Annotated in this window: 23 protein-coding genes, 1 tRNA gene and 1 pseudogene; 7 read left to right on the top strand and 18 right to left on the bottom strand. The window is 34.8% G+C overall.

The annotated features are described in order from the left end of the window. Positions 1–160: 160 nt before the first annotated feature. A complete protein-coding gene (locus J7E44_RS22750) occupies positions 161–637 on the bottom strand; it encodes a JAB domain-containing protein (protein ID WP_251040662.1) in 477 nt (158 codons plus the stop codon). A 584-nt stretch (positions 638–1,221) separates the two neighbouring features. On the opposite strand from J7E44_RS22750, the gene J7E44_RS22745 reads away from it, so the two are divergent. Beyond that, positions 1,222–1,416 carry a hypothetical protein gene (locus J7E44_RS22745; protein ID WP_214834236.1) on the top strand — a complete coding sequence of 65 codons (195 nt, stop codon included), beginning with the start codon at positions 1,222–1,224 and terminating at the stop codon, positions 1,414–1,416. Beyond that, a pseudogene (locus tag J7E44_RS24335) lies at positions 1,367–2,155 on the top strand (recombinase family protein); the annotation flags it as partial. The gene J7E44_RS22745 and the pseudogene J7E44_RS24335, both read left to right, overlap by 50 nt. 725 nt (positions 2,156–2,880) lie before the next feature. Here the strand turns inward: J7E44_RS24335 and J7E44_RS22735 are convergent. From J7E44_RS22735 to J7E44_RS22725, 3 genes are all read right to left on the bottom strand, one after another. Further along, positions 2,881–2,965 (bottom strand) — tRNA-Ser (locus tag J7E44_RS22735). 188 nt (positions 2,966–3,153) lie between these two features. Next, the gene (locus tag J7E44_RS22730; RefSeq protein ID WP_214834233.1) at positions 3,154–4,212 is read right to left on the bottom strand and encodes a 3-oxoacyl-ACP synthase III family protein; all 1,059 of its coding nucleotides are present in this window, start codon (positions 4,210–4,212) and stop codon (positions 3,154–3,156) included. A 238-nt stretch (positions 4,213–4,450) separates the two neighbouring features. Further along, positions 4,451–4,798 (bottom strand): winged helix-turn-helix transcriptional regulator, encoded by a 348-nt coding sequence (locus tag J7E44_RS22725; RefSeq protein WP_214834230.1) that lies wholly within the window; start codon positions 4,796–4,798, stop codon positions 4,451–4,453. A gap of 133 nt (positions 4,799–4,931) precedes the next feature. Here J7E44_RS22725 and J7E44_RS22720 point away from each other — a divergent pair, with 133 nt between their 5' ends. Further along, positions 4,932–5,993 (top strand): NADH:flavin oxidoreductase, encoded by a 1,062-nt coding sequence (locus J7E44_RS22720; RefSeq protein WP_214834227.1) that lies wholly within the window; start codon positions 4,932–4,934, stop codon positions 5,991–5,993. Positions 5,994–6,166: 173 nt separating this feature from the next. Here J7E44_RS22720 and J7E44_RS22715 read toward each other — a convergent pair whose 3' ends face one another. Then, positions 6,167–6,556 (bottom strand): RidA family protein, encoded by a 390-nt coding sequence (locus tag J7E44_RS22715; RefSeq protein WP_214834224.1) that lies wholly within the window; start codon positions 6,554–6,556, stop codon positions 6,167–6,169. Between the two features lie 98 nt (positions 6,557–6,654). Next, positions 6,655–7,218 carry a Crp/Fnr family transcriptional regulator gene (locus J7E44_RS22710; RefSeq protein ID WP_214834221.1) on the bottom strand — a complete coding sequence of 188 codons (564 nt, stop codon included), beginning with the start codon at positions 7,216–7,218 and terminating at the stop codon, positions 6,655–6,657. Positions 7,219–7,325: 107 nt separating this feature from the next. Between J7E44_RS22710 and J7E44_RS22705 the strand changes: the two genes are divergently transcribed. The 4 genes from J7E44_RS22705 (at position 7,326) to J7E44_RS22690 (ending at position 10,211) form a co-directional block, all read left to right on the top strand. Next, positions 7,326–8,159 carry a sigma-70 family RNA polymerase sigma factor gene (locus tag J7E44_RS22705; RefSeq protein ID WP_214834219.1) on the top strand — a complete coding sequence of 278 codons (834 nt, stop codon included), beginning with the start codon at positions 7,326–7,328 and terminating at the stop codon, positions 8,157–8,159. A 46-nt stretch (positions 8,160–8,205) separates the two neighbouring features. After that, complete coding sequence (locus J7E44_RS22700; RefSeq protein WP_214834217.1) at positions 8,206–8,796, top strand: FMN-dependent NADH-azoreductase; 591 nt, start codon at positions 8,206–8,208, stop codon at positions 8,794–8,796. A 4-nt stretch (positions 8,797–8,800) separates the two neighbouring features. Further along, positions 8,801–9,157, top strand: a complete 357-nt coding sequence (locus tag J7E44_RS22695; RefSeq protein WP_214834215.1) for a nuclear transport factor 2 family protein — start codon at positions 8,801–8,803, stop codon at positions 9,155–9,157. Between the two features lie 190 nt (positions 9,158–9,347). Continuing rightward, positions 9,348–10,211 carry an NAD(P)-dependent oxidoreductase gene (locus J7E44_RS22690; protein WP_214834212.1) on the top strand — a complete coding sequence of 288 codons (864 nt, stop codon included), beginning with the start codon at positions 9,348–9,350 and terminating at the stop codon, positions 10,209–10,211. Between the two features lie 7 nt (positions 10,212–10,218). On the opposite strand, the gene J7E44_RS22685 is transcribed toward J7E44_RS22690, so the two are convergent. The 12 genes from J7E44_RS22685 to J7E44_RS22630 form a co-directional block, all read right to left on the bottom strand. Beyond that, positions 10,219–10,947 carry a sterol desaturase family protein gene (locus tag J7E44_RS22685; RefSeq protein ID WP_251040661.1) on the bottom strand — a complete coding sequence of 243 codons (729 nt, stop codon included), beginning with the start codon at positions 10,945–10,947 and terminating at the stop codon, positions 10,219–10,221. 176 nt (positions 10,948–11,123) lie between these two features. Beyond that, positions 11,124–11,882, bottom strand: a complete 759-nt coding sequence (locus tag J7E44_RS22680; protein ID WP_214834209.1) for a hypothetical protein — start codon at positions 11,880–11,882, stop codon at positions 11,124–11,126. 5 nt (positions 11,883–11,887) lie between these two features. Then, complete coding sequence (locus J7E44_RS22675) at positions 11,888–12,379, bottom strand: MarR family winged helix-turn-helix transcriptional regulator (RefSeq protein ID WP_214834206.1); 492 nt, start codon at positions 12,377–12,379, stop codon at positions 11,888–11,890. 161 nt (positions 12,380–12,540) lie between these two features. Then, complete coding sequence (locus J7E44_RS22670; RefSeq protein WP_214834203.1) at positions 12,541–12,906, bottom strand: response regulator; 366 nt, start codon at positions 12,904–12,906, stop codon at positions 12,541–12,543. A gap of 18 nt (positions 12,907–12,924) precedes the next feature. Next, the gene (locus J7E44_RS22665; RefSeq protein ID WP_214834200.1) at positions 12,925–13,506 is read right to left on the bottom strand and encodes a chemotaxis protein CheB; all 582 of its coding nucleotides are present in this window, start codon (positions 13,504–13,506) and stop codon (positions 12,925–12,927) included. Positions 13,507–13,515: 9 nt separating this feature from the next. Next, positions 13,516–14,346: a CheR family methyltransferase gene (locus tag J7E44_RS22660; RefSeq protein WP_214834197.1), complete on the bottom strand. Its 831-nt coding sequence runs from the start codon at positions 14,344–14,346 to the stop codon at positions 13,516–13,518. Then, entirely contained in the window at positions 14,347–14,712 is a 366-nt protein-coding gene (locus tag J7E44_RS22655) for a response regulator (protein WP_214834194.1), read from the bottom strand. It lies immediately after the preceding gene. Between the two features lie 14 nt (positions 14,713–14,726). Further along, positions 14,727–18,347: a response regulator gene (locus tag J7E44_RS22650; RefSeq protein WP_214834191.1), complete on the bottom strand. Its 3,621-nt coding sequence runs from the start codon at positions 18,345–18,347 to the stop codon at positions 14,727–14,729. 6 nt (positions 18,348–18,353) lie between these two features. After that, positions 18,354–19,823: a hybrid sensor histidine kinase/response regulator gene (locus tag J7E44_RS22645; RefSeq protein ID WP_214834188.1), complete on the bottom strand. Its 1,470-nt coding sequence runs from the start codon at positions 19,821–19,823 to the stop codon at positions 18,354–18,356. Between the two features lie 248 nt (positions 19,824–20,071). Beyond that, complete coding sequence (locus J7E44_RS22640) at positions 20,072–20,350, bottom strand: hypothetical protein (RefSeq protein ID WP_214834185.1); 279 nt, start codon at positions 20,348–20,350, stop codon at positions 20,072–20,074. Between the two features lie 83 nt (positions 20,351–20,433). After that, positions 20,434–21,786, bottom strand: coding sequence for a S41 family peptidase (locus J7E44_RS22635; RefSeq protein WP_251040660.1), 1,353 nt, complete (start codon positions 21,784–21,786; stop codon positions 20,434–20,436). A 22-nt stretch (positions 21,787–21,808) separates the two neighbouring features. Continuing rightward, a complete protein-coding gene (locus tag J7E44_RS22630; RefSeq protein ID WP_214834183.1) occupies positions 21,809–22,546 on the bottom strand; it encodes a hypothetical protein in 738 nt (245 codons plus the stop codon). Between the last annotated feature and the right edge of the window lie 36 nt (positions 22,547–22,582).

Below are 22,582 nucleotides of genomic sequence, written 5' to 3'. Positions count from 1 at the left end.
CTGAAGTCATTGATCAGTGAATTCATACTAAAAAAGGCAATTTAACTACTGCGAAAAGGCACTTCTGATTGTAAAGAAGAAGTGCTCTTTTCGCCCGATACATATAGACTAAGAACGGCAATTAAACATCGCCGTTCTTTTTATTATGTCTTACAAGTACCTATAGCATTCCTTCATCGGAAAACGATGTATACTCAGTAGAGGTTAAAATACAATGATCAAGCAATTGTATGTTTAGAAATTTTGAAGCTGCTTTTATATTCTGAGTTATTTTCACATCCTCAGCTGAAGGCTTTAGATTTCCGGAGGGATGGTTATGTGCGAGAATAATGGATGATGCATTACACAATAGAGCGGCCTGCATAATAAGCCTTACATCTACGATCGCCGAAGTGATCCCACACTCCGAAATTCTCTTAATGCCTAAGACTTTATTGGCCTGATTTAAATACAGTGTGTAAAATGACTCTCGATAGTCAATTTCATCACTATCAAAATGCTCCCGAAATACATCAACAGCATCCTTTGAGTTGGTGATTAGCCTTTCAGAATTTCCTTTTCTGTAATAACTTAATTTAATTTCATTGACAACATTAAATTTCATCTTTTTTGCTCTGAATACGGCAGAGACTTTCATTTCCCGCACTTACTTTTTTCGAATTTCAAATTAGATCTCTTCTCAATCTTCCGCCTCTGCTTTTATTAAAGCCTTTGTCAGGCTTCGTTAAGTATTTTCAAAAGAAAAACCGGAAAAAAGAAAGCAGATAATGTAAGCGGGCAATGCAGTAAGCCGAAAGGAAACGGAATAAATGGAAGGCACCTTTAGGGAGGAAACCGTTTATGCCGTAGTCTTTTGGCAGGAAAAAGAAAGGGATTGGCCGCTATATCTTGGCTGCCTTTTTACTGGTTGATTGTGAAAATTATTTATATGATAAAAAGAATCAATCCAACCCTCAATTATTAAATTTTCAATTAAAGTTTTTTTAATATTTTTATGGCAACTTGTAATTTATTTTTACAATTTGCGTTTTTTTAGAAAGCAATAGTTATTTTAAAATCATTGTAAATTCAACCGTCATAAGAAGACAATATGCAGTGGTGAGTCAATAAATGCCTAACTACGAAAGATGTTTCCTATCTACATAAGGTGTTTCATTTCTCCTCTAGATTTAGACCAAACCTGAAAAACGGAGTAAGGGGTAATCTAAGCAATAGAAAGAAATGGGAACTAATAAAAATGAATCAACGACTCCTGAGATAGATAAAAATATTAAAGAATTACAGACTAAGAGAGAACAGGAAAAAGAGGATGCATTCGAAAGATTGATTATAGAAATTATTGTATCATCAACTTTAAAGGAATATTATGAAACGTGCAATAAGATATTTAAGGTTCAGCCAAATGGGACAGAGTAATGGTTCCATAGAAAGGCAGGAACTCTATACTGATCAATGGCTGAAAAACAATAATGTTGAACTTGTTGATACTTTTATTGATCGGGGAAAAAGCGCCAAAACATTTGACCGCCCTGATTTTATTAAATTAAAGGAGTTCATAACCAAACACCATCGAACAGTAGATTATTTGCTTCTAGACCAACTTGATCGTTTTAGCCGTGATGCCGGAGAGGCCATGAGTATGGTCAAGCTTCTTCAACAAAAGTACAACATCCAGGTTGTAAGTGTTACTGAGGGAATTACGTTTGATTATGAAACTCCCGGAAGCTTCTTTAGAGCCGGTTTGCAATTATTGCTAGCCGAAGAAGATAATATCAATAGAAGCATTAAAGTAAAGGGTGGAATCTATACCGCTAAGGCCAAGGAAGGAAGATTTGTTTTTAAAAATGCTCCTTTTGGGTATAGAAAGCAAGGGGAGAGAAAAGACAGAAAATTGGTTATTGAAGAAACAGAAGCTAAGATTATTCAATTTATTTATGATTCTTACATCAGAAATACACCTCTGTATTTAATAAAAGAACAAGCTCAGCAACTCGGTTTTACTACAAAAGGAAGTATGGCTGTTGAGCGGGTCCTTAAAAACCCTATATATGCAGGACTGCTGAAAGTTACCGCGTTTAAAGAACATGAAGGTGGACTTTTTCAGGGCAACCATGAGCCTATTATTGATATATCCACATGGAAAATGGTTCAGGAAAAAATGAAAAGACCTGAAAAACTAAGAACAATCTTAGATGATGAAATTCCACTCCGCGGAATTTTAAAATGCCATTGTGGACATCCTTTATCTGGTGCCCCATCAAGAGGCAAATCTGGAAAATACTTCTACTATTACAAATGCAAACACTCCAAACATAATAATATCAGTGCGATAAAAGCCCACGATCAATTTCTGTCCGTTTGTGAGTTAATGAGCTTAAGCCCTTTAAGGGTAAAAAAAATCAAAACAGAAAGCAAACTGAATATTGATAAGGAAATGGAAATTAACCGTAAAAAGATCGGTGAAAAGAAAAAGGAGTTAGATGAAATCGAATCAAGATTATATACGGTTGAAGAAAAATGGATAAAGAATGAAATTAATAAAGATACTTATGATCGTTGGTATTCAACATACAATAAAGACATAATGAATCTAAGAAGGGCAATAGAAAGACTTGGCAAAGATCAAAGTCGTGCATTTAGTATTCTGGAAGATAAATTAGAGTTATTAACAGATCTGCGCTATATCTACTCACATGCCAATACCCTTCAAAAGCGGGAATTTGTTGACCTGGTGTTCGACAGCAACCTTTATTATGAAAAGGGCATCTATCGAACACCTACAATGTTAGGCACCCTATCATATAACCACCTGAAAATGAAAGAGAAAGGATTATTAATATACGAAAAAAAAAAGGATCTTCTTGTAGAAGACCCTCTTAGCGGAGAGAGAGGGATTCGAACCCCCGGACCTGTTACAGTCAATAGTTTTCAAGACTATCGCAATCGACCACTCTGCCATCTCTCCTTAAACTCCGATTACACCGTCGTTTTCAGTGGTGCAAATATAAAGAGTTTTTTTATTTCTGACAAAATAATTTTGTCAGTCTATGCATAAAAATAGTAAAATTAAATTTCCCGTTGTTGGATTGATTTCTTAATCAAGATCTTAGAAATTGAAAGATATTGATCCTCTCTGAAATTTTATTCTCTATTTTAAAATTTATATACAAATGCATTTACATTCATGCCAGCTCCCACAGATGCAAATAATACCACATCTCCATCGTTGATTTCATGAGCATCCAGCTCATCCTGTAAAATCATGGTTAATAGAGATGGAATTGTAGCTACACTACTATTTCCTAGTTTTTGAATAACCATAGGCATGATGTGTTCCGGCATTGGTGTGTCATATAACTGATAGAACCTTTTTACTATGGCTTCATCCATTTTTTCATTAGCCTGATGTATAATGATTTTGTCGAGTTGACTGACACTATAACCACTCTCATCTAAGCACTTTTTCATAGCAAGAGGTACATTGGAAAGAGCAAATTCGTAAATTTTCCGTCCCTCCATTTTGATATATTTTGTATCCGGACATTTTTCATTATTATATGATTTTCCGAAGTATAAATAATCCTTCTCGTTCAATGTAAAAGATGCTGAAACATGGGATTTTACACCCATATCATCATTGGTAACTTCCAGTATCGCAGCTCCTGCCCCATCAGCATATATCATGCTGTCTCTATCATGAATATCCACGACTCTTGAAAGTGTTTCTGCACCAATAACCAGGCATCTTTTAGCAATACCAGATTTTATAAATGCATTGGCCTGAATCACTCCTTCTATCCATCCGGGGCACCCAAACAATACATCGTATGCTACGCAAAAATTATTTTTTATTTTTAAAAGATGTTTTACCCTTGAGGCAAGACTCGGAACTGCATCTGATTGGACCGTTCCAAAACGTACATCACCAAAATTATGGGCAAATATGATATAATCTAATGTTTCAGGATCAATTCCGGAATTCTTAATGGCTGCCTGTGCAGCAATAAAACCTAAATCAGAAGTAACCTGATCATTACTTGCATATCTTCTCTCTTCAATACCTGTAATGTCTTTTAGCTTACTGGCAATAATGGCATTACTCTCTTTTAATGACTCGCCGCTTTTGTTTATAAAATTGTGTTTATCAAAGAATAAATTGGTAATGGTTTCTGGGGGAATGTAGTTTCCTACACCGATGATTTTACTAGTCATTTAAAAGTTATGATGCTTTAATTCATTTTTGATTTAAGAATTAATTCGTTAAATATAACGATTAAATGTAAAAAAAAGTATCTCGCGAAAAATATTCTCTCATTTTTCTCCTTAATCTGCTATGCATGTCATAGCCATTTTTACATTTAACTTTTAGAAATATTCCTTAATCCCTGATTAGCAGATAGCCAGGAATGCTAACGACCGATTTAAAGATCGATCATAAACTATACTTATCTTATACAGCTGCATCCACAAAAACTTCCTTCGCGTCGTATTTTGTCTCCCAGTCTTCCAGTAGATGTAAGATTGGTAGAAGAGCAAGCCCTTTTTTTGTCAGGGAATACTCAACTCTCGGAGGTAATTCTTTAAATTCTTGTCTAATTAATAACCCATCTTCTTCCATTTCTCTCAACTGATCCGTCAAAACTTTTCTTGAAATAACATGGATACGGGTAGCGATCTGTCCGAAACGCAATACACGGTCTTTAATGACCATCACAATGATCGGTTTCCATTTACTTCCCAATGCTGACATGGCTTTCCCTAGAGGGCAACTGCCTTGGGTCATTTTATTGTGTCTCATAAGTTACTAAGAAGTTACTATTGTTTGTTACGTCAAAGTTACCACAATTTTTTCTTATCCAGGCACAAAAACGAATTATTATTAGTTACTTTGTGTAACAAAAGAATTGACATCATAATAAAATTAATAAAAAATGAGTACAGACGCGTTATTTAGTCCATTTAATTATAAAAATCTACAACTGAAAAACAGAATTGTAATGGCTCCTATGACCAGAGCACAATCAGATAATGGAGTACCAACACAAAAAATAGCCGACTATTATGCACGAAGAGCTGCTTCAGAGGTAGGACTTATTCTTTCCGAAGGAACAGTAATTAACCGACCGGCTTCAAAAAATATGCAGAATATCCCTGACTTCTATGGAACCCAGGCATTAGAAGGCTGGAAAAACGTAATCGATCAGGTTCATCATAACGGGGGTAAAATGGGACCACAAATATGGCATGTTGGTGACACCAGAGCATCAGAAGAATACCCTGAAGTTCCAATGGAGAAAGCTTCCACCATGTCTTTAGAGGATATTCAGGACACTATAAAACAATTTGCAGCTTCTGCTAAGTCAGCAAAAGACCTTGGATTTGACTGTCTTGAAATACACGGAGCCCACGGTTACCTTATCGATCAGTTCTTTTGGGAGGTTACTAATACCAGAACTGATGAATACGGAGGTAAAACAGTAAAAGAAAGAACCCGTTTTGCAACAGATGTTATCAAAGCGATAAGAGCTGCCGTAGGGGAAGATTTTACGATCATCATTCGACTTTCCCAATGGAAACAACAGGATTATAAAAGTAGGTTGGCAACAACTCCTGCTGAGATGGAAGATTGGTTACTTCCTCTGAAAGAAGCAGGTGTAGATATTTTTCATTGTTCACAACGTCGTTTCTGGGAGCCTGAGTTCGAAGGTTCAGATCTTAATTTTGCAGGGTGGGCAAAGAAAATAACCGGACAACCGACCATCACTGTAGGTTCTGTGGGTCTTAAAGGAGATTTCATGTCTGCTTTTGCAGGTGAAAGTTCAGAAAAGTCTGATCTTACAGAATTGGTACGCAGATTAGAAAGAGAAGATTTCGATTTAGTTGCGGTAGGACGTGCCTTATTGAATGACCACCAATGGGTAAAAAAAATAAAAGAAGGAAAAATAGAAGAGCTTTCAGGCTTCGCAGCGGAAAGTATGGGCGTTTTATACTAAACTTCTAAAACTATTTTTCTGTTTTTATATCATAATAATTTTCTTCAATAACCGGAAGCCTGATCTCCTGGCTTCCATATGCAAAAGGATTCTTTAGTGTTTTTAGAAATTACTGGCATAAAAAACCTTCAAATCTTTGATTTGAAGGTTTTATTTCAAAATACTTTTTGAAATTATTTTACAGCAGTTGCTTCCAGTTCAACCGTTAATGTTTCAAATAATCCGGTCACTTCCAGCATGGTAACAGCCTGCTCAATCTTATGCCTGCCTATCCATTCCTGAAGAATAGGAAAATGGGGCCATAGTTCTTTAGTTGATGTAGTATATATATTTAACCTTACAATATTTCTACATTCGTATCCGGCAGTAGTGATTACTTCTTCCAGATTCGCAATGGCCTGCTGAAGCTGAGATTTCATATCCTTATTACTTGATGTTCCATCCGGATCAATAGCCGCCTGACCGGAACAGTATAATGTACTTTCAACATTTTTTACTTCTACAGCCTGCGAGTAGCTGCGTTCTTTTTGCCAATTCCAGGGATTGATTGTTCTTTTTTCCATTGTTTTAACTGTATAAAATTAATAGGACAAAATTGCAATTTATACCCAGGATCATCCCTTGACCTTCATCACGATTATAGAGTGAGGAAGATCACATTTTAAGAAGAAAAGCGACTTAATGTTTCTCTGGAAACACCCAGATAAGAAGCTAAAAGAGACTTTGGAACGCGCTGAACCAATGCTGGATATTTTTCAAGCAATTTATCATACCTTTCTTTAGTATTGGAAGTCATTGTAGAGATAATACGCTGCTGCGCTGCTATAAAACCGAAATAGGCTTTTTCAAGAAAGAAACGTTCCATCTTTGGAAGTTCATTACACAGTTTTCTGTAGTCATTCAGACTTAGGCATAAAACTTCAGTGTCTTCAACACACTCCAGAGACATTGTTGATTTAGTTTGTGTATAAAAAGCCTGAAAATCACTTTCCCACCAATCTTCCATTGCAAACCCAACAATATGACTTTTGTCGGTATCGTCGGTATAGACCAGTTTTAAAAGCCCTTTTAATACGAAATAATTATACATAACTTTCTCTCCCTCCTGTATTAAAAACTGATGTTTTTTATACTTTTTTCTTGTGAAATAAGAGGATACTAATGCAAACTCTTCATCACTAAGAGGAATAACTTTTTCAATATGTATTCTTAATGGATCCTGCATCGTTTATAGTTACAAAAATATAAAAGTACTACTTTTACTCTTTTTGATCATCTTTATTTATGGGATGTCACGTTTTCACTCTCTTTTGGGTCTTAAAAAGAAATAGCATGCAGGAAAATTACCGTCAACTTTTAACGTACGCTTATAATATTACAGGTTCTTACGAGGATGCTCAGGATCTTGTGCAAGATGTGCTGGAAAAATATATTTCACTGGATAAAACCGATATACGGAATGAAAAGAACTTTTTAATCAAAAGTACGATCAATCATGCCATTAACTTTAAAAACAGGCACACCAAAAAAATGGTGTATGGTGAATGGCTACCTGAACCTTTATCCCTTGAAAATGCAGAAACTAAACTTATAAAAGAACAAACAGCTCGTTATACGTTGCTCGTACTTTTAGAACGCCTGTCTGGAAAAGAGCGTGCCGTATATATTTTAAAGGAAGGTTTTGATTATTCGCATCAGGAGATTGCCGAAGTTCTTGATATTTCTGTAGAAAATTCAAGAAAAATACTGAGTAGAGCTGGTAAACAGCTTCAAAATGTACAGTATATACCGGATCACATCAACTCATCCATTCCTAATGAAACGCTTTCCCAATATCAAAGGGCATTAAGCGAAGGAAGTATTTCTATGCTTGAAGAGCTATTATTAAATGACATCAAGCTTTCTGCAGATGGTGGGCAGCGGGTTCGTGTTATAAAAGCTGTTGAAGTTGGAAAATCAGCCACTGCTACTCTACTTGCCTATGTACAACAGCAATTTCTTAATCAAAAACCCTATACTTTTCATATTTTCAATCATCAGCACGCTATTTGCTTTTGGCGGGAAAATCAGATCTACAATTGTCACATTTTAGATATTGACCATGAAGGCATGATTCGGGAAATCTACTCTATCGTTGATCCTGAAAAATTAAAAAAATTGGTATAATCGTCACGTTTTAGAAGAGCTGTTTGTCTTTAATAAAAAAGCAAACATGACTACACTTCTTCGTATTGACAGCAGCCTCCGGATGAACGATTCTTATTCCCGTTCAATGGGTGACTATTTTGTTCAGCAATGGAAAATAAAACACCCGAATGGAAAGATCATCGAAAGGGATGTGACCTTAGAACCTACGCCCCATTTAACACAGGAAACCATAAATGGATTTTTTGATGAAACCCTTTATTCTGAACATCTTAAACTATCGGATCAGTTGATTGAGGAATTATATATCAGTGATGAGATCCTTATCACCTGTCCTATGTATAATTATGGAATCCCTTCTTCATTAAAGGCTTATTTCGATCTGGTTGTCCGGACAAAAAAAACATTTACCTATGATAATAATGGTATAAAAGGATTACTCCTGAACAAAAGAGCATTTATTATTTCTACAATGGGTATCCTTCAACCCATCATACAGAAACAAAATCCTATTGAAATCCAACTAACCAGTATTTTTAATCAGCTTGGAATTATGGAGATCACCTATTTTCCAATGGATGGAATGATAAATCCAGATGATGCCGGAGTGAAAATTGAACAGCAGAGAAAACAAATAAACCAACATTTAAATTATTAAGAACATGAAAGATATACAACAAGCCATTGAAAGCTTTATCAAAGCTGGCGATAACAGTGATATCGTGCTTATGGAGGAAATCCTTCACAAAGACTATCAAAATATCCAGGATGGATTCTTTGATCAGAAAGGGATTTTTATTATTTCTAAAAAAGAATACATTGATCATATCAGAAACAAAACATTTGGGGGAAGACCGAGAACCATTTCTTTTGAATCTGTTGAACAAAAAGGAAATATTGCCATTGCTAAATTAACTTTGGAAAGTGATATTGTCAGATTTAAATCCACCATCGTTTGTGTACTGGAAAACGATAAATGGAAAGTAATCACCAATATTCCGGTTATAGAAAAAAGATAAGCGTAACAATAATTCAATTAAAATCAATATAGGAAGACTGATCATTCCTACATTGATTTTAATTATTAATCGGTTTTAGCAATTGAATCCATCGAAATAATGTGTTTTACAGATCTAAAAATTTTAAGGAGATTTGCAATAGAATAATTGAAGCCATTTAATTACTTCTTCAACTTAAAAATAAATAAGAATGTCAGCACAACCAGTTATTGCCCTTTTATTTCCCGGAGATATGGGAACTCAAATTGCGAAAGAATTGATCCGAAATAACTATAATGTGATTACTGCCGGAGAAGGCAGGTCACAGAAAACTTTACAAAACATAAAGGATTCCGGGATTATTGACAGAGGTTCATTGCAAAGTGTAGTTGAGCAGACAGATATTATTCTTTCTTTAAGCAGTCCTGAAGCAAGTCTGGAGCTTGCAAAAAATACGGTTTCCTGCTTAAAAAACACCAATAACCATCCGATTTACATAGACCTGAATTCCAATACTCCTGAAATTGCCTTATCCATTGAAAATTTGTTTTCTTCTATAAACATCAGATTTATAAACGGAGCGGTGATGGGAGCCTCAAAAGACATTCCTGATAATGCTACATTGATCGTAAGTGGCATGTACAGAAATTTATTTATTGATCAATTTTCGGAATTTTTTAAAGTAAAAGATGCAGGTGATAAAACGGAGGCAGCATCTGCCTACAAATTATTGTTTTCCATGGTGAATAAGGGAATGAATGCTTTATTCTTTGAAACAATGACTGCAGCAGCTCATTTTGGTATTCTTGATGAACTAAATGAGAGTCTAAAGGAGTTTCTTCCTGGTACCTATCAGGATCTTGTAAAAACAACGCCCACCTATCCACAACATATTTTCAGGAGAATTGATGAAATGAAAGGGCTTACTGAAATGTTAAAAAATGAAAACTTACCGAATATGGTAGCTTCTGGAATTGCAGGGACTTTTGAAAGGGTGTACGAATCTGGTATTTTTAAAGACGAAAAATTTGAAGGGGTTATCGATACCTTACAAAGCTTTAAAAAGTTGCATTAAAAAACGTCTACATTTTATAAGTACCAAACAATTTATCCCAAATAGAGGTATAGAAACCGAAATTTTTAGTTTCATCCAGATGATGCTGATTATGAAACTGGGTCGTTCCTACAAAATATGTATTGAATCTTGCAGGAAAAAATTCTTTATTTAAATGCCCGATGGTTCCCCAGATAAGGTTGATAAAAAGATAAAGAGTTATTGAAATCACAGAGAAATCATAGCCTATTAATAATGCCAATATCATTAATCCAAAACCTATAGTCTCTGCCGGATGCAATACGAAAAGACTTAAAAAATTAGTGTTCACATGTTCGTGGTGTTTACCATGAAGCCTCTTGTACACAAATGGTATGTGAGCTGCATAATGAAACAGATACATACAAAAATCCATGAGGAGGACTAAAGCTACAACTTGTAAAAAAATTGAAACTGCTGAAAAATTGTCATCGAGTTCGATCCAGTTATTTTTCCATAAGAAAACGCCTAACAGCATTACAAAGCTATTGCAAACAATTGTAAGAATGCTTAAATAAAAATCAGAACGTACTATGGGATGACTGAAATGCTGCAGTTTATTTTTACGACAGGTCTTTTCAATAAAGATATATAATCCTATTGAAAATAAGTAAAGAGCGATATTGACTGCCAAACTAAACCCAATCCACTCTGACAAGGAAAAATGTTCAAGTATTTTCAAATATTCTGTAAAACTCCAACGATTAAAATTCATCATCTATCAGACTCTTGTATACGTGTATAAAAGTATGAATTTCAAAGGTAATTTGCATCAGAAAAGTGAAAAATCAGGATAATAATATTTTAATTTTATCTGTCAATTTTAGACCTTTCAATAAAAAAATGAATCCAAAAACTATACTACAACTATATATTAATTATGAAAAAATTATATTAGTAAATCACATAATTTATTTTATCCACTCCGGTATTTCCAGTTTTCGGATCAAAAGCATAAACAAATATTTCATAATTCCCGGGTGAAGAGATTGATACGCTGCCTTCAAAAAGATTGGTAGAAATTAATGATAAACTGGTTTCACTAATTAGTTTTCCATCTTTATTAATAATAGCCTTTGTTTCAAATTTATCGGAGTCCCAGACTCCGCCTTTATCGATCACACAGCCACACATCATTACAATATTAGCCTGAATTTGAAATGGTTTTCCACTAATAGAATTTAAGGCAATATACTGATGGGTCCGGGGTTTTAAAATATCAATAATAAAGCCTGGTATTTCCAGAATAATTCCATCACCTAGAATATCTTTACCGGGAATTACCCAGATTTCTGTACTGACTTTAGCTTGTGCTTGCTTATGATTAAAAGGTGAAAATACTTCAATGCTCACAAACGTCGGTTCATCAATATGTAGAGTCGCCAGAAACTTGCCTGTAGTATCATCTGCAATAGAGCTTTCTCTATGTTTTGGAGCCTTCATGATCAAATCAGTATTCCCGGTGCTTCCACTTGTTTTTCCTTCAGCCAGAATCGTATTATTGATCTTATTTCTGATAATTACATAGGCTCCACCTAAAGAGCTTCCTATAAATTTTGCATCTTTTGCTTTTGCCCTAATTGTAATTTTTGTCTCTTTGGCGTAAGAAAATAGACAAAACATGGTAAGAAGGAGTATTAAATATTTTTTCATGAGGATTATTTTAAATGGTTTTTATATTCCTGTTTAAATCGATAATAAAACGAAGTTTCCTCCAGTGCTGATTCTATGTCATCCAAATAATTTAAAATGCTTAGATCTTCTTGCATTACATTTAAGATTGCTGCTTCGCAGCTGTTCCAAAGAATTTCAAACTCAGGCATTAACTGGATTGCTTTGGGAGAAAGTGATACGATCTGTTTTCGTTTGTCTGATTGATCTTTTTTTACAATCAGGTATCCATTGCTGTTCATTTTTTTTACGGTGATGACAATAGACGGATGTGAATAGCCCAGGCTTTCAGCAATATCAATAAGAGACAGTTCACCCTTATCTCTCAGTATCATAAAAACGAGATACCAGTTGGGCTCAATATCATAATCGAGGTCTTTATAAAGCTTTTTTACACTATAAGCCATCTTTTCACTTATCCTCTTAAAACGGGAATCAAGTGCTTTATAACCAAGCTCTTTTATAAAATCATTATTCATTAAAAATAAAATTTCTGATGATCAAATATATAAAAATATATACAACTATATAGTCAGCTATATTTATTTTTAATTATTTTTTTAATAAAGAATAAAAGAAAAAGGATCTTCATACTGAAGACCCTTTGTATATTAAATTTCAAAGTTACTTAATGATAACTTTAATCTTTCATGTATTTTGCTACTTTTTCTTCCAAATCATCCAAATTGAATGGTTTTGCAATATAATCATCTGCCTGAGCACTTTCGGCTAATGAATTAATATCATTATTGGCTGTAATATAGATCACAGGAATCTTTTTGAATTCTTCATGACTCTTAAGCAGTTTTGTTGCCTCTACTCCACCAATATTGGGAATCCAGTTATCCATTAAAATTACATCAGGTTGAAATTGTGAAACTTTGTCAATAATGTCATGTGATGTTTCAGAAATTCCAACTTCGTAACCACTTTCTTCAAAAATGATGGTAGCTACGTCTAAAATCGTTTTATCATCGTCAAAAATCAAAATTTTCTTCTTGTTCATATATGGTTAGTTTTAATTTTAAAGCTTATTTAAAGTATTCAATTGATTAATATGTGCTGCCAGATCCTGTGGAGTAATGATCAGATCATAGGCGACTCCATCTACAGCATGTTTTGGCATATAGTTCACCTCGGCTGTATCAGGATCCTGAATCCAGACTTCACCACCGTTTTTCTTGATGTATTGTAAGCCTTCTACACCATCCGCATTGGCACCTGAGAGCAGTATACCAACAAGACTTTTCCCATACATCTCTGCTGCAGATTTAAATGTCACATCTATCGACGGACGGGAATAGTTCATTTTCTCAGAACTGTCGAGTGACACCAATTGCTTATTTTCAAACAACAGATGGTAGTCGGCGGGAACAATATAAATATGGTTATTTAGTATTTCTTCTTTATCTTCTATTTCAGATACTTCAATGGAGGAAAACTGCTGTAACAAGGTTGGTAATATACTTGTGGATTGCACTTTACGATGAACAACCAATAGTATAGTAAAGCTGATCTTCTGGTCAAGCTTTTTGATCATATCTAAAATAACCTCCAAGCTTCCCGCAGAACCTCCTATGACAACCAATTCAATATTTACACTCATCTTTCTGTTTTAATTATAATCTACTTTCTTCCAGATCTTCTGATCATCCGCCTGATGATAAGACTTACCTAAATTAGAGAATCTCAATGTTTCCTTAGAACCTAAGGCCAGATAGCCCAGATTTTCCAAACTATCATCAAAAAGATGAAATACACGTTCCTGCAATTCTTTATCAAAGTAAATCAATACATTACGGCATATAATCAACTGAAAGCTATTAAAGGAACTGTCGGACACCAGATTATGGGTTGACAGAATTAATTTCTGCTGCAGACTCTTATCAAATCTTGCTCCATCATAATTCGCCGTGTAATAATCAGAAAAATCTTTTTTTCCTCCGGAGAGAATATAATTTTCAGAATATAATTTCATCTGTTGTAATGGAAAAACGCCTGCTCTTGCTGTTTCTAGTACGGAAGGATTAATATCTGTTGCGTAGATCAGTGATTTTTGATAGAGATTGGCCTCTTTAAGTAATATAGCCATGGAATATGCTTCCTCGCCTGTTGAACATCCAGCTACCCAAATTCTGATCAAAGGATAGGTTCCCAGTTGTGGCAGTATCTTTTCCCTTAATGCTTTAAAAAAATAGGGATCACGAAACATCTCTGTAACATTCACTGTAATTTCTTCAATAAAATGCTTGAGATAATCGGGATCATTGAGAACGGTATACCGAAGTTCTGCAAAACTGGTAAATTTATCGATCAGACAGATCCTATTCACTCTACGTTTGAAGGAAGCTCTACTGTATAGCGAAAAATCATATCCGTATAGCTCATAAACATCTTTTATAAGACATTCTACCTCTTCATCTTTTACAATACTCGGTTCTAGCATTTAGGATAGTTTTTCTATAGCTGTTAATAATAAATCTACATCAATAGGTTTTTTCACATAATCCTGTGCACCTACATCCAGACATTTCTGCCGATCTTCCTGCATAGCCTGCGCCGTAACTGCAATGATAGGTATCTTACTAATAGATGGTGTATTACGAATAATTTTAATGGCCTCATAACCATCCATCTCGGGCATCATCATATCCATCAACACCACAGAAATCTGATCATCCTTCTGTAAAAGCTGAATGGCTTCCTCCGCCATAGTACAGCTTTCCATCTGATAACCACGGGCTTTCAGTGTTAATTTAAGTGCAAATATATTTCGTGGATCATCATCCACAATCAAAATTTTCTTATTCATCAGAACTCTTGTGTTTAACTTTCATACAACCAAACGCGCAACAATGACAATAACTGATCAACATCTACAGGCTTTGATATATAATCTGAAGCCCCTGCGGTGATACATTTTTCACGATCTCCGATCATTGATTTTGCTGTTACTGCAATAATTGGCAATCTGGTAAACATCGGTTTTTTTCTTATTTCCTGTATCGTTTCGTAGCCATCCATTTCTGGCATCATCATATCCATTAAAATGGCATCAATATCGGGATGTACTTTAATCTGCTCCAATGCCTGCTTTCCATCCATCGCCAAAATTACTTCTACTTTGTATTTTTCCAAAGTTTTCGTTAATGAAAATATATTCCGGACATCATCATCGGTGATCAGAATTTTTTTACCACTTAAAACTTCGGTTAGTGATCCTAATGTCTTATTTCTAGGTGTTTCTTCCGAACTTTTCTTTTCTTCGACCAAATGTAAAAACAAACCTACTTCATCTAATATCCGTTGATAGGAATGTGCTGTTTTCACAACAATTGAATCTGCATATTGTCTGATTTTAAGCTCTTCTGATGAGGATAAATTATTTTCAGTAAAAATAATAATCGGCAAATGCTCTAATCCATCATAACTTTTGATCGATTCAATAATTTTATAGCCATTACCTCTGGTTGGTCCGATGTTTAAAATAACACAGTCCACCTGATCTTCAGTTAAGGCTTTTACACTGTCTTCTACATTATCTTTTATTGATAATGAAATATTAAAATTACTCAAGAAATAAGATAATGCACTGGCATGTTTGGCGCTTTCCTCAACAATCAGAACTTTTTGAGGTGACTTCCGGAGAGCTTCTTCAATTTTTCTGAAAACATCAGTCATCTGCTCTAAAGCAACTGGTTTATTGATGAAATCAATAGCTCCTTTCATCAGACTTTCCTGTTTTTTCACATGCAATGAAGACATCATGTGTACCGGAATAGGTTTTGTTTTAGGATTTGATTTTAGTTCATCCATTACCTGCCATCCATCTTTTACAGGCAACTGAATATCCAGTAAGATCGCTAACGGATGATATTGCAGTGCTGCAGATAATCCATGATCTCCTCTTACTACAACTACTCCTTTATAATTTTGCATATGGGCATATTTCAGTAATGCTTTAGCAAAATTGGTGTCATCTTCAATGATCAAAATTACTTTATCACCATCGGTAATGGTATCCCGATCGTCTGCTACATCTTCGGGTATTTCCAAAACGCTAACTGATGCTGCTATTTCAGACTCATGTTCATCATAACCGATAATATTTTTGATCTCCTCTACATCTTCCTGTATAATTTCTACTAATTCCAGATCAGAAGGCATCGGTAATATTTCTGAACCCGTGTTCATAGGAATGATTAAGCTGAACTCACTTCCTTCGTCCACTTTGCTTTTTAATGATAGTTCCCCACCAAATAACTTAGCAATTTCACGGCTTATAGATAAGCCCAGACCTGTTCCTCCAAACTTCCGCTGAGTAGATCCGTCAGCTTGTTGGAATGCTTCAAAAATAATTCTTTGCTTATCTTCAGGAATACCAATTCCAGTATCTTTAACGCTGAAAATAATGAAGTTCTTATTGGTAGGATCTTTTTTAATATGCAATGCTACATTACCTTCTGTGGTAAATTTAAATGCATTTGACAGCAAGTTTCGTAATACCTGATCTAATCTTAACCGGTCGGTTTCGATAGTTTTTTCAAGACCATCTTCTATATGGATATCAAATTGAACTCCTTTTTCAAGTACTACCGGATTGAAAAGATTTCGTAGATCTTTTACGACCTCATCTATGGCTACATCATCATATTCTAAGACCATCTTACCTGATTCAATTTTAGCAAGATCTAAAATTTCGTCTATTAGTGTCAATAGACTTCCTCCAGAACTCTGAATTACCTTTGCTGATTCTACCTGATCTTCATTCAGGTTTTCTTCAGGATTTTCCGCCATTAACCTGGAAAGAAGAAGGATAGAATTTAAAGGTGTACGCAGTTCGTGCGACATATTTGCCAGGAATTCAGATTTATATTGGGTACTTAAAGCCAGTTCCTCTGCTTTTTTCTGAATTTCGATATTACGCTCGGCAATCAGATGATTTTTTTCTTCCAGGAGTTTTGACCTTTCTTCCAGTTCAGCATTAGTTTGCATTAATTCTTCCTGCTGTACTTTTAATTCTTCTTCTGAAGCCTGTAGTTTTTGAGTTTGCGCTTCGAGTTCAGTATTCAGGTTTTCAAGTTCGGCATGTTGTACCTGTAATTCCTCTGACTGGGTCTGGGTTTCTTCTAATAATCGCTGTTCCATTTCGCGGCCTTTTGCCGCACTAATGGCAGTAGCAATATTCCGACAGCTATCTACAAAATAATTGATTTTATCCTGATCAAAATTAGTCGTTGAATTTATTTCCAGTACACCAATACTCTGTCTGTCCAATGTAATTGGTACAAGCACAATTCCATTAGTTTTTACTTTGCTGCTTGCAAAAGTTACAGCAAAATCATTTTCATTAAGATCTTTGTAAACCTTTGTTTTTTTCTGAAGAAAAACCTGTCCAATCATTCCCTCTCCCGGTTCGAAGGATTTTTTCATGTTTTCCTCTAAACCTACTGCTGTATTTAGTTGTAATTTTCCTTCATCAATTAAATATATAGCTCCATTTGTACCCTCTCCATATTCAATGAGATGGTTCAAAGAGTTGGTAGTAACTTCTTTAATTGATTTAATCCCTACTAGTGATTCGTTTAGTAGTGCTAAACCTTTTTGATGCCAATCACTTCTATTGATCTTTTCAAAAGACTTTTTCAGTGAATCAGTCATATTATTAAGTGAATCCACTAAATCACCAAGATCATCCTGTGCATTATCAACTGCCTTTTGGCTATAATCACCGTTTGCCACTCTATTTGCAATCTGTCGGATAGCACTTACCCGTTTGCTGATTTCAAGGTCTTTTGCTTTCAGTTCTTTTTCCAATATATCTCTGCGGGTCAGATCATTTCGCAATTTAACATAGAGATAAACCGTAACTACTATGGCTGCAATCGCCGAAAACAGGATAAAAATAACGGTTGTATTGGATGATCGATTAAGATCCTTATTTTTTATCTCGAGCTGGATTTCTTCATATCGTACAAAATCACGGACGATCTTCCGGCATTTGTCCATATAGGATTTACTCAAAATAAGCTGCTCCTGTGTCATTTCTACTCCATGACGTCTATTTTCAACATAAAGCCCCAGATTCTTAATGTTACTACTTGCATTTTCTTCTAAATCCTCTAAACGTTTGAGTTGTGCTTTATCTGTAACATCTAAAGATTTTGCATTGGCAATTGCTTTAGGATATTCGGCAATACTTCTATTATAAGGTTCTAAAAAATTTTGTTTCCCTGTTAACTGGTATCCCCTGTTTGCTGTTTCTGCATCTAAAAGAGCAATTAATACATCTTTTACTGCAGTTATAGATCGTCGGGTTTTGGATAAACTTTCACGATTATCCATCTGCTTTTGAATACTCCAATATGATGCTACTGAGCTTGCTATTAAAATCAGCAAAGACATTCCTACTCCAAATTGCAGATTTCTTATAATTTTTTTCGGCATAAAAAATTAGTTTAAAGGTAAAGTGAAATAAAATGTAGAACCTTCATTAATGATACTCGATAATCCGATAGTTCCATTATGTTGCTTGATAATTTCTGAACAGATATATAAACCTATTCCCATTCCCTGAAATTGTAATGATGATTCTTCAACACGATAAAATTTCTGAAATACAGCTTTCTGCTTAAAATCAGGAATACCGATACCAAAGTCTGTAACACTTACTTTTACTTCTTGTTCATCTACAAAAGTAGTTACAATAACCTGATTATTTTGAGGTGAATATTTAATGGCATTCGTCAGGAAATTGATCAGCACCTGTTCTATACGGATCTCATCAAAAGGAATGAGAATATCTGATATTTCTCCATGACGCTGAATTTTCACTTTATTTTCGTCATGCGTCTGAAGTATGGTTTCGATAGCACTATCAAGTACCTTTTCCAAATTAGAAGGTTTTCTATTGATCTTCAGTTTACCATTCTCTATTTTGGAAACGTCAAGAAGGTCACTGATGAGGCTGTTCAGCTTTTCGATCTGATCCTGTACTTTCATTACATAACCTGCCTCTGCACTATCTTTATCAAGCTTTAGCTTACGCTCCAATAGCTGCACATAAGCTTTAATACTGGTTAAGGGAGTTTTCAGCTCATGGCTGGCAATACTGAGAAATTCATCTTTCTCATTTTCTACCTTTTTCTGATCATCAATATCGGTGAATGTTCCTACCCAGTTTTTAACGGTATCTCCTTCATATACCGGCGATATTCTTAACAGGTGATACCTGTAATTTCCGGATTCAATATTTTTTATCCGGGTCTCCAATTCAAAAGATTTTCCTTTTTTTCTAGATTTTTCAAACTCTTCTTTAATATCTGTATCTTCAGGATATGTTTCCGGAAAGTCTTCATCAGAAGCAGAATACTGATACCATCTGCCATTCACAAAATCTACAATTCCTTCTTCATTTAAAGTAAAGGCAATTTGCGGTAAGCCTTCCAGCATCAGATGAAAATGATCAATTTTAGACTTCATGCTGACCTGAGATTCCCTTCTTCCTTTCACTTCCAGCTCTAAACTCTGCTGTGTTTTTTTCATTGCAAGATTCTGTTCCTGCAAGTTGTAAAATGTTTTAACCTTAAGTAAAAGAATTTCCGGATCTACCGGCTTGGTAACGTAATCCATTCCACCAGAAGCGTAACCGCGTGTAATGAATCTTTTTTCGGTATTTACGGCCGACAGAAATATAATAGGAATTTCTTTGGTCTTGCTGTATCCTGCAAATATTTCCGCAACTTCAAATCCATCCATCCCAGGCATCTGCACATCCAGAATAATCAGGGCATAATCATTTTTCAAAGCTTTTCCCAATGCTTCTTCCCCGGAATTAGCCGTGTCCACCTGAAAATCTTTGGACTCTAATAATTTCTTTAACGAGTAAATATTGTTTTCGTTATCATCGACAATTAAGATCATAAAACGTAAAATAATCTAATAAGAGTTCATACTTCCTTAAGTTTTCAAAAGTACTCACAAAATCCCAAAAAATAGTTTATTTTCTGAACAATATTCCGTAAATATAGGATACAACAAAAAAAATACTAAAAACATAATTTTTAGTATAAATATATATGGAATTGTGTTTTGCTTTATATGTCGATATTGATTTTATTTATTCATTTTTAAAATTACTAATCAGTAAAACTAAATGGCGGTAAAAATGTTTACCTATTTTGATTAACTGTCTCACGTCTCAGCTTCCTGATATTCTGGGTAAGCTGTTTTCGGATTTCAATATGTCTTAACCTGTACAGTTTAATACAAGTTTCCAATCTCTTTTTTATCGTAAGATATTCATCATACAGTGCTGATAGCTCTGTATTCATCATAAAAATCTCATCTGTATATGTTCTTTCCGGTTCAGGTGTTTGCTTTAGCAATTGTTCTAGATCATTAATTCTCTTGATCACTTCCTGATGTATTTTTGGCTCTATTCCCTGCATAGTGAATTCAATTTTAAAAAAAAATATAATATATGTTTGATTTGGTTTTTTCTTTTTCTTTTTTTTAATTCAATAGATCCTACTTAGGGTTTAACTATTGAAAAAGGCTTCTCACTTTCTGTAATTATTTTCACGTTATTATTTGAATTCTCGTGGTTAACAGATTTGGAATATATTTTATTTAGTACAGCATGAAGCAAAATCTCCTCTGACTCTCCAAGCTGAATCAGAGGAAGTGAGGTATATTCATTAATGGGAATCTGAGGGGAAATTCCACCACTGTATTCTCCTTCTCCATTTGCATTGTACACTTTGTAGATAACAGGATGGATCTGCCAAGTAATCTTCTGAGATTTACTGTCATCTGTTACTGCAAACCCCGCCATATCTTTGCCTAAAGTGGTATCTCCTACCTGTATTACCTGCACATAAGGCTTAAGATTATTGATCACTATCTCAGATGCTGACGCTGTATTTCTGGAGGTAAGAATAAATACTCTGCTTAACCCCAATGAATTAGTATGAAGTGCCGAAAAACTAAGTGCAGTAGGATCATAAGCTACCTGTTCTGCAAATGTTTTTTTCACTTCACCACCATTTTTATTCCCTTTATAGGTTATGAATGGTGAGTTAGCAGTTATTCCTGAAGGGATCATTGAGCATAATGCTGCAGCCGAAGCTACTGATCCACCATAGTTATATCTAAGATCTACAACAAGATCTTTTACTCCAGCAGCTTTGAATTCTGCAAATTTCTGATTAAGACTCTGAGACATTCCATCTGGAAAATCATATATATATAAGTATCCGGTTTTTTTGCCATTTTGATCAAAAATTCTTGATACAATGGGTTGATCAAGAGAAAAGCCATAGTATACTATAATATTTTTTTCATTGATCACATTTCCGGCTTCCCAGTCTCCTACTGTAAGATCGAGGGTTGTATTATCTGGAATAGAATTAAGAAGGCTTTCGGCATTGGATGCAGTGATCAGACTTCCGTTGATCTTTTTTATGATCATTCCACGTTGTAAACCAGCATTCTGAGCAGGAGAATCTTGCAACACAAGCTTTATTACAGCAGTTATTTGTCCATTGGCAAGCTGAATTACGGCATAATCAAAACCATACATGTTTCGGACTGTCCGTAAATAGGTTGAAGAATCCTCAGTATTTACAATGCTTGAAAAACGATCGTTTTGTGATAGAAGACTTGCAAAAAATTTCTTTACCGGAAGATGATAGTCCGGTTTTGAAGGCATCTGATCTGCCCAGTAATAATAACGTTTCATATTATCCTGTACCCAAACATTAACGGATTCCACACTTCCATCAGGAAAATCCGGGATAGCTTCTTCTTCAGATCTGCAGGAATTGACAGCTATTGTGCTTAAAAGCAATAACGTCAGCATATAAAACTTTAAAAATCTACCCATAATAGTTATCTAATGGAATTTTTTATAAATAGTCTACGATATCGATATCACCAACCACCACAACAACTCCATTTTCCAGCTTCTCCTGCAGTACGATCATATTGGCTCCGATATCTTGTTTTATTTTCACCTTAATCAGTTGTGATCCAAAATAAGGATCAGTTGTTCCTGGTTTATACAACTCTAAATAAACGGGAGCTGTAACACTGAAAAAGCTATACATCTTCAATGGTGAGAAATTATTTTTTTCAATATTTTCAAACTCTGCCAATACATCACCATTCTCTTTCTTTAATACTCCTTTTACTCCTTCTAATGAAGAGTGTGAATATTCTCCCAGATTATGAAAGAGCAGTTCAAAGCCTACTTTTCCAAGATTTACCTGAGGTTTCACAGCATAGGTCTGAAGATAAATTCCCGGAAGGTTAAAGAAATTTAAGTTCTTATATTGATCTGTATTATTAAAGTTGATATTATAGTTGGCTATGCGCTTTCCGTTTTCATTGTTATAGATTTCGATATGATCCGTTTCTCCTTCATCTACGACAAAGCTTAGCTTGGTTTCTATATTATTGGTATAAGATGTATTTCCATTAATGCTTATTGGCTTACCATTAAGCCTTAGCTGTATTACATCCGGTTTTGAAAATCCCTTGATATTAATTTCTGCAGGTCTCTGCGATTTATCATAAGGCTGCATCACCTCATCGGTGCATGATAACAAACCTGTAAGAATAGCAAGGGCGATTATTTTTTTCATTTTTAATGATATTATTATATAAAACTAAATTTAGAA

The organism is Chryseobacterium sp. ISL-6, from assembly GCF_018613715.1.
Classification (GTDB): Bacteria; Bacteroidota; Bacteroidia; order Flavobacteriales; family Weeksellaceae; genus Chryseobacterium; species Chryseobacterium paludis.
Note: the sequence above shows the minus strand (reverse complement) of the source record. Positions and strands in the feature narration are given on the sequence as shown.